The organism is Alkalibacterium gilvum (genome assembly GCF_900109085.1).
Classification (GTDB): Bacteria; Bacillota; Bacilli; order Lactobacillales; family Carnobacteriaceae_A; genus Alkalibacterium; species Alkalibacterium gilvum.
This window is the reverse complement of record NZ_FNYW01000060.1, coordinates 1-7,858: the sequence shown is the minus strand read 5'-3', so window position 1 is coordinate 7,858 and position 7,858 is coordinate 1. Positions and strand designations below refer to the sequence as shown.

The following is a 7,858-nucleotide window of genomic DNA, read 5'->3' as shown; positions in this document are numbered from 1 at the left end:
AATTCAAGTGTACCAATTCTTGTCGTATAATCGCGTTCATAATAGCCATTTCGTTGACTTTGACGTGTAGTTGATCGCTCATATTCATCAGCTTGAATGTATTCTGACCGTTGGTCTTCCATGAGCTGATTAAAAATGGTGGTTAAAATATCTTTCGCTAAATCATCTTTTACAGAATCATTAATTATCTTTTGTATCTCATCAGTATTCAATGTAAAATGTACTTGGGTCATATAAAGTCCTCCTAGGTATGTTTTTGTCGATAAAAACATTGTACCGTAAAAGGAGCTTTATATGGCCTTTTATCTTTTACACAATTATATGGACTTTATCCAGTTTTAGAAATAATCTTAGAAACAATAAGGTCTATAGAGATATTTATAATATAAGACAAAATAATAAACAAAAATATAGCAATAGCGAACGGCATTTTTTCGTTGTTATATCCAGTCCATAAAGAAATTGTTATAAAAATAATTGTATATACTATTGTTATTAATAAATTTTTTAATATCATAATTAATCCTCCATTTATTTTTATTTAGTTACGCACTTTTATACTCATGTTCACTAACTTATTTTCTATTATATTTAAAAATCAAAAGATTTACCTCTGATTTAATGTTATGAGTTTATCTAAATTAAAATTAAGACTAACTGGCTTATTTATTTTTAAAAATTTTAAAGAATCCAGATATAAAGACAAAAGGTGCAATTATATATGCAAATGGCATTGACATAACGGGAACAACAAATAAATCAAAGGTAGGACTATTTTCGAGCCATACACTTACTTTATTACCTGAATATGGAAATAATATTGTGGCAAACACAAAATAAATACTTAGAATTAAATATGGGAAATTTAAAGGATTTACTTTGAAAAAATCTGTCATTACAACATAATATCCGAAATAAAAGAAAGCTCCTACAAGTAAGTAAAGTATTATAATAAAAGGACTCATTTTTCTTTTTTTTGATCCCATTCTATTTTTAGTTAAATCTTTTTTCATTTTATTTCTAACTTTATAATCTTATAAAAAATGGTTTCGTCTAGGTGTATCTTATGTAATGATAGTGAGTGTAAAAGACCTTTAGGGTTAGATAAAACCATTGTAAAAGACTTTTGATGGTTGAAATAAATAGAACTCTTTAAATTAAGAGGTGAGGAGATATTATGAAATTATCAGAACGATTAAAACAAAAAAGAGTTGAAATGCAGCTTACGCAAGATGACATAGCGGAAAGGATACATGTTAGTAGGCAGACAATCTCAAATTGGGAAAATAATCGCACGCTTCCTGATATAAATAGTCTTGTTTTAATCAGCGACGTCTATAAGATTTCCTTAGATGAATTAATTAAAGATAGGAACATGATAAAAAAATTAAGTAACGATACAAAACAAGCAGAGCTTTGGTTCGTTAATTCTAATCTATTGCACACAGTATTTTGTCTATTTATTTTAAACCTTTCGGATAGTATAGATATTCGAGTGAAAGTTGCTTTAATTCTCATTCAGTCTCTTTTTACAGTTTTTATAACATTAAATGCTCTTCCTTTTCTTAAAGGAAGGCAAGAAAATTTAAAAGAGCAGTATTCTGAGCCTAAATTGGTGATAGATGAGCATATTGTTCTTTTGATCGTATCAATAGGAGCTGGGATTTGTACTACAGTCTTAACTATATACGGAATGGTTTGAAATTATTACATTTAGTAATTTTAATCTATCTTTTATGTTTGGTTAAGTCACTATGATTCCTACCGTTTTACAGAAAAATTGTGGTATCTTTATAGAATATTCTAACTAAAATCTATAGAGAAAGGTGAATTTAGTTAATGAAAGATATTTCTGAAGAAATTACATCTTATCAGTCTGCTAAAGACGTAGCTAAAGCACTTCGTATTAAACCTGTTACGCTAAAAAAATACTCTCTTTTAATTGAAAAAGTATCTAAAGGTAATGTTACGTTTGAGCGTAGCGAGGATAAATCAAGGTTGTATACCGCTACAGACGTTACACTCATACATAGCACACTCGATACACGTAATCAGAACAACTTAAGTTATGAAAAAGCTGTAGAATCAATCTTAAAAGAAGAGGCAATCTTAGACGCTACGGGCGATACACCAACCGTAGCGCTTAAAGCTACGCTAAATAACGATTTAAACGTAACGGCTAATGCCCTATTTGCCGTTATGAATGAGCAAAACGCCCAGATTGATCAATTGATTAAAACAAACAATGAACTTGTTGAGTCCAATAAAAAATTATCTAATGATATGAGAGAGTTTTTTGAGGAAAAGAAAGCTCTAGAAGAAGTTAAAGAAAATTCTATTAAGAAAAAATGGTGGTTTTTTCAAAAAATAGACATCTAAAAGTAACACTTGCGCACGAGAGCAACTGATAGTTGCTCTCGTGCGCAAGTGTTTTTGTGTAAGATATTCATTGGAGGTATAGAAAATTAATCATCAATATAGATGAAATCTACATAATTTTCGGTAAATAAATTACTTACTTAAATTTTCGTAAAAATACAAAACTAGGAGGAAATAAGAATGACAATCAAAAATCGAATTAAAAGTATTAGTATATTTTTTGCGACAGTAACAATTTTTGCAGCGGTGACACCTACTGTTAGTGTTTTAGCGTCAGAGATCGACAATAGTACAGAGGTAATTAATGACACAGATATGCTAGAAGATATTCTTTCTCCAGAAGAGTTAAACGATTCAGATTTAGAATTTGATGTAGAAGCGTTCATTAAAGAAATGGAATCAGATCCGGAGATATCTAACTTGTTAGAAGAACGTAGGAATATGGTTGGACTTACAGTTGTCGAGCCACCAAAAGGACAATTCCAAGTTATGGGAGTAAAAACGCAAGCTGCTAAGGCAGCTATAAAAGCAATGATAAAAACGTTAACAAAAATCGGGAAAAAGAAATGGACTTCTATGGTTGCCAAGGTACCAAAATCTGTGGCACAATACCTTAAATACCAAACTGTTATGGAAGTATTGAATATTGCTGCTAATTTTCAAGGAAAAGTAGAAGATATGCTGGCACGAGGATTTAGATCAGTAGGTTTGAACGCTCACTGGGCAGGAGTAGCCTCTAGACTAGTTGTATTTTTCTTGTTATAAAAAGAATTTAACAACAATTGAGAAGGGCAAGGGTTATATATGAAAATAGTAAATATAGTGTTTCAGTTTTTACTTGGATTTATTTTGTGTTTAATGATTATCAATATAGTAAATAGCTTTGACGAAGAAAGTATATTCAATATCTTTATATCAGTAATAACAATAAGTTTTTTAGTAATTGCAAGTATGAATATATCTAAATATATCAATACTAAAACTGCTGTATTTAATACAAATAATTTTCTAGATGTAGTTCCCCTCCTTGGAGGACTGCTACTTGCAGGAGTCGTTTTAAGAGTATTTTTTCCAGAGATACTTTAATCATATAAGGTAAAAATAAAAGTGTTAGTGGAACGAAATTTTAAAGGATTCATTAGTATCCTGAATAATTCATAGTTCTGCATTTAAGCTATTTTCTTAACAAATTGCCTGTCTTTTAAATTAGTCAGTTACTTTTTCCCAAAATAATATGCTTTTGAATATGATGCCTACGGAAGAAGCTCATATCAATAGTCCTTTGTCTATTTAAGGGCAGACTGACCCCTTGAGAAAGAATCGGTTAAAAATTTATGTGATAAACGATCTAAATCCATTGTTTGGATCGCCGCAGGCGTTCGAAAACCTTATAAAATTCAGTTTGATATACATGATAACTCGACAGTTTAAGATAGATCTTTCTGCCTGTTTTAACGAGTTTACCGGCAACTTTAAGCAATGTCAGTCGGATAGAATGAATCGTCATACCCCGATTCACTTTTTTAAATCCAATGGTCTTTAAAAAAGTGACGAGGTTATAAGCAAGGACACTGATCATCATTCTGACGTGATTTTCCAGGAAGAGTGGGCTATCTGTTTTATCAAAATAAAAGCCTGATTTCGCTTCTTTGATGAAATTTTCTATTGTACCGCGTTTGCCGTAAAGAGAGAATATGACTTCAGGCGAGACATTGTCGGATAGATTAGTCACAATAAACGTATGGTGAAAGAGCAATTCTCCTCCTTCACGGACGGAACGTATACAGACACGACGGGGGTTCGACCAGGATTGCGCTTGATAAGGTAGTGAAAAATACTGCACTTCTCGCTCTTCCCATTCTTGATTGTCCCCATAAAGAACGGAGTGTTCAGCTAACTGACTTAACCTCCGATTGCTCTTTAATCGGATAACGTACTGGCTTTCAGTTGCTTCACAAGACTCATACACCTCTGGTGTGGCGAAGCCGCTGTCACCCCGAACCAATATGTCGGTATGAGGTAACGTGCTCTTGTAGTGGTGTAACAACGGTTTTATAAAGGATTTTATTCCTTTGGATGTGTACTGATTTCCTGAACGCAGTTCAGCTTTCAAAAAATCCCCGGTCAGTCCGTCGAAGGCAACCAAAGGGTGATAACCGTAGGTTTGATAATGTGCATTATAATCTGTTTGTTCTTGATGACCAAAAGTATCTGAATGTGTGGAATCGACATCAATGATTAATTCGGTGTCATTGCGAATCAAACGAGCTTTATCAATGAGCGACTGATTTAATGCTTGTAATTGACCCACGTTTTTCTCGGTGAAACGATCTAAAAACCGTGAGATTGACGATTGTGATGCCAACTGCTTTTTACCTAGTACTACTTGAAAGACTGGATCCTGTCTTAATAGATTAGCTGATGAGTCTGCCGAGTACCCAGCAATTAACTGCATAATGAGTTGTTCTAATATCGCTAAGTTATCATGTGTGAAGTAAACACGTTTGTCTTTAATATGGAGCCACTGTTTAGCTACGTGTGAAAAGTCGAAGGTATTCATCACCTCTTTAACTAAGACCAAACCCGAATCACTCGATAAGCGACCACCTGTATGTGAAATAGTCAAATTTGAATTGAATTTTACCTGGTTTTTGTGTAAGCTAGTCATGAGAAGAACTCCTTTCTTATGGTTGGTTTCGACACCTTTACCATATCAGAATGGGGTTCTTTTTTCATCACTTAACGGGTGAAAATGAAAAAGTGATTGTAGACTGCCGTTAGGCAGTTTCAGACGGTTTAAATTAAAAGTATGAATTATTCAGGATTATTATATCTCTAATTTTGATAACTAATCTCTTTAATGTTATGTTGTTTATATAGTGTTAAATAACTAAAAATTTAGTTATTTAACACTAAAAATACATATAGGGAGAGCTTATTTATGTTTAAAGCAAAGAAAATTTTTCTAAAGTCTAGTTTAGTGCTACTTGGTTCAACTGTATTAGTTCCTACTGCATTATCTGTTTTAAATTACGATAATGTAGAAGCTGTTCATGCTTCTGAACAATCATTAGATCGATCAGAAGATTTCAAAATACATTTTGTAGATAGTTTAGAAGAAGTTTATAATTCTAGCAGTTCTACAGGGGCAGAAAAGAGTGTTATGTCTGCTAGTTCTACATCTCCGTTTAGAAATGAATTAAGTAATGCTGAGGTTGAAAATTTGGTGTATGAATTAAGATCATTTAGTAGTAAGTCAACTTTATTTTCAGCTATCATTGGTATATTTGGTAAACTTCCTGGTCGATTAATTGTTGCTGGTCTTAATGTATCGACGTATCAAGCCAGAGCTTATGCAGATGAATTGGAAAGAACCAATAAATATGATGAGGGAGTAGTAGTTTTTACAAATAGAGAAACTGGTGCTACCTGGATGCAACCTGCTACTTCTGGGCCTAGGCCTTGGTAATTATTTTCTAAGGAGTTGGTATAAATGATTTCAAACATTGCTTTATTTTCGGCTATGTTTTGTTTAATCTCTAGTATTATTTATGAAGTGTTTATACAGAAAGATAAATCTGAAAAAAGATGGGATGATAAAGCTGTTCTTATCTTGTCTATTTTGACAGGTATATTTTTCTTGATTTATTATTTTTCACTTTAGATTTTTGAAAATCATTCAAAGCAAGCTTTTACTGAAGCCGCAAAATTAATTATACGGTATGTATCAAGTTTAGTTAGACAATCTAACGCACTCGGTATTGCGGCTAATTTGGCTGTAGTTTCAGCTACGTGTGAATTAAGACAAACATTTGGGTAATCTAATGATCGGAAAGAGTTGTGTGATATGCAATATGGGGGAAAAATGAAATTTTCAAGACATGGTTTTTTTTTAGGCTGTCTTTTTTTTGTTGCGCATATTGTTGCATACCAGTTACTCATCGGAGATATATTTGAAAACTTCTCTACACGGTTACTTTTTGTGTATCTCATTTTGTGTGTATGGCCTTTTTCATGTCTTATGAGTATATTGGCTGACTTAGAGGACGACAGCAAATTTATATTTAATAAAACATTACCTGGAATCTTTCTTTTTTCCCCATTTATATATCTTTGGGTGAAAAAAGAAAGATAATAATATCCAGCTCTTTAATATTTAATGAATGTCTTATAATATGAAAGTGGGTCATGTAGATTCTCCTTTGATTGATTTTGGTCGACTTAATTACAAGGGAATCTACTGGCCTTTTTCTATGAATATACAAAAAAACCGTGCCCGCAAGTTCGTTAGAACTCACCAACACGATTATAGAACCCTAATCCGATTTATTCTTTCTAATGACTGTTCTTAAGAAATAAATTATTCACTTTATATGCAATATCCCAAAATAAAAACCTATATATCAGAATGTAGCATAAAATAATCGGAACTGTATCCACAAAACTAACATGTTCATATTCACTAAAAATATAATAGACAGTTATTGACAATAGTGAGCTAAATGAAATTATTGAATTAAGAAACCCTACTTCATTATAAATATCTTTAGCTTTTTTTATGTTGAAGACATCTTTTAACTCGTCCGATAAAATACCTTTTAATATTGCAAATCCCACAACATATGAAATATACAATAAAAATGTGTTAATATTCATTAAGTATGACGTCACGCATATTACTATAGTAAGTAAAATTAACATTTATCCCCCTATTAATTATGGTACATAGACATTTCTGGACCAAGATACGAACGGAATATTTGTACCAACCCGAACTGTTTTTAGATGATTCTTCACTGCCCAACCAACAGCACCGGCCACAGAAGCCGAAACAGCTGCTGCCGCACCTGCTCCCCATGGACCAGCTTTAACAAGCGCTTTTACATGCCATGCTGCAAAACCTCCTGCAAAAGCACCAGCTGGAACTGCTGCCATAGATCTTACTTTTGGACCTAACTTTAAATATACTCCTACAAAACCAAACGTCTGAATAGGTATTGTACGTGTCTTATCAGCAGTAGTATCACCGATAACTAAACTAGAGTCTAATTGCGCAGCAAAACTATTCAATTCATCAGAAGTAAATGATGTCATTATTTCTGCATCTTTATCAGAGATTCCTAAAGAGATAAGTTCAGACTTTGTAGCAGTGAAATGTATAGCACCATTACTATCTTTTGTAAAATAGTGACTTATCTTTGAGGAAATTTCATTTTGAACTTCTGCTTGATATGTAATAGATCTGTCTGTCTCTGCTGCAAACACACTGGAAGATGATATGAATATCATACAAAACGCTAATAACATTGAAACCACTTTTTTCATTTTATTGCCTCCTATCGTAATCAAATACTAAATTTATAAATTGTTTAAATCTATGAATATCAGTCAAGTCCATAATCTTGTGTAAAATACTATACAATGCTTTTACCTTTCTTAACCAACTCTTTGAGCTGATTTTATTAACAGAAAAATCTTA

The 7,858-nt window shown here is 32.5% G+C and carries 9 protein-coding genes; 5 read left to right on the top strand and 4 right to left on the bottom strand.

Annotated elements, in window-relative coordinates:
- Positions 1 to 233, bottom strand: a 233-nt coding sequence (locus tag BMX83_RS10200; protein ID WP_177170511.1) for a transposase, incomplete at its 3' end; no start/stop codon positions are given.
- A 429-nt stretch (positions 234 to 662) separates the two neighbouring features.
- The gene (locus tag BMX83_RS10190) at positions 663 to 1,013 is read right to left on the bottom strand and encodes a hypothetical protein (RefSeq protein ID WP_091636721.1); all 351 of its coding nucleotides are present in this window, start codon (positions 1,011 to 1,013) and stop codon (positions 663 to 665) included.
- Between the two features lie 164 nt (positions 1,014 to 1,177).
- On the opposite strand from BMX83_RS10190, the gene BMX83_RS10185 reads away from it, so the two are divergent.
- The 4 genes from BMX83_RS10185 (at position 1,178) to BMX83_RS10170 (ending at position 3,465) form a co-directional block, all read left to right on the top strand.
- The gene (locus BMX83_RS10185) at positions 1,178 to 1,702 is read left to right on the top strand and encodes a helix-turn-helix domain-containing protein (RefSeq protein WP_091636719.1); all 525 of its coding nucleotides are present in this window, start codon (positions 1,178 to 1,180) and stop codon (positions 1,700 to 1,702) included.
- Between the two features lie 137 nt (positions 1,703 to 1,839).
- On the top strand, positions 1,840 to 2,379 hold the full coding sequence (locus BMX83_RS10180; RefSeq protein WP_091636717.1) for a MerR family transcriptional regulator: 540 nt from the start codon (positions 1,840 to 1,842) through the stop codon (positions 2,377 to 2,379).
- A gap of 180 nt (positions 2,380 to 2,559) precedes the next feature.
- A complete protein-coding gene (locus BMX83_RS10175) occupies positions 2,560 to 3,144 on the top strand; it encodes a hypothetical protein (protein ID WP_091636715.1) in 585 nt (194 codons plus the stop codon).
- Positions 3,145 to 3,183: 39 nt separating this feature from the next.
- Entirely contained in the window at positions 3,184 to 3,465 is a 282-nt protein-coding gene (locus tag BMX83_RS10170) for a hypothetical protein (RefSeq protein WP_091636713.1), read from the top strand.
- A gap of 262 nt (positions 3,466 to 3,727) precedes the next feature.
- Here the strand turns inward: BMX83_RS10170 and BMX83_RS10165 are convergent, their stop codons facing one another.
- Positions 3,728 to 5,047 carry an IS1380 family transposase gene (locus BMX83_RS10165; RefSeq protein ID WP_091636711.1) on the bottom strand — a complete coding sequence of 440 codons (1,320 nt, stop codon included), beginning with the start codon at positions 5,045 to 5,047 and terminating at the stop codon, positions 3,728 to 3,730.
- 273 nt (positions 5,048 to 5,320) lie between these two features.
- Between BMX83_RS10165 and BMX83_RS10160 the strand changes: the two genes are divergently transcribed.
- On the top strand, positions 5,321 to 5,848 hold the full coding sequence (locus BMX83_RS10160; protein ID WP_091636709.1) for a hypothetical protein: 528 nt from the start codon (positions 5,321 to 5,323) through the stop codon (positions 5,846 to 5,848).
- A 1,247-nt stretch (positions 5,849 to 7,095) separates the two neighbouring features.
- Here the strand turns inward: BMX83_RS10160 and BMX83_RS10145 are convergent.
- Positions 7,096 to 7,704 carry a hypothetical protein gene (locus BMX83_RS10145; protein WP_091636702.1) on the bottom strand — a complete coding sequence of 203 codons (609 nt, stop codon included), beginning with the start codon at positions 7,702 to 7,704 and terminating at the stop codon, positions 7,096 to 7,098.
- Between the last annotated feature and the right edge of the window lie 154 nt (positions 7,705 to 7,858).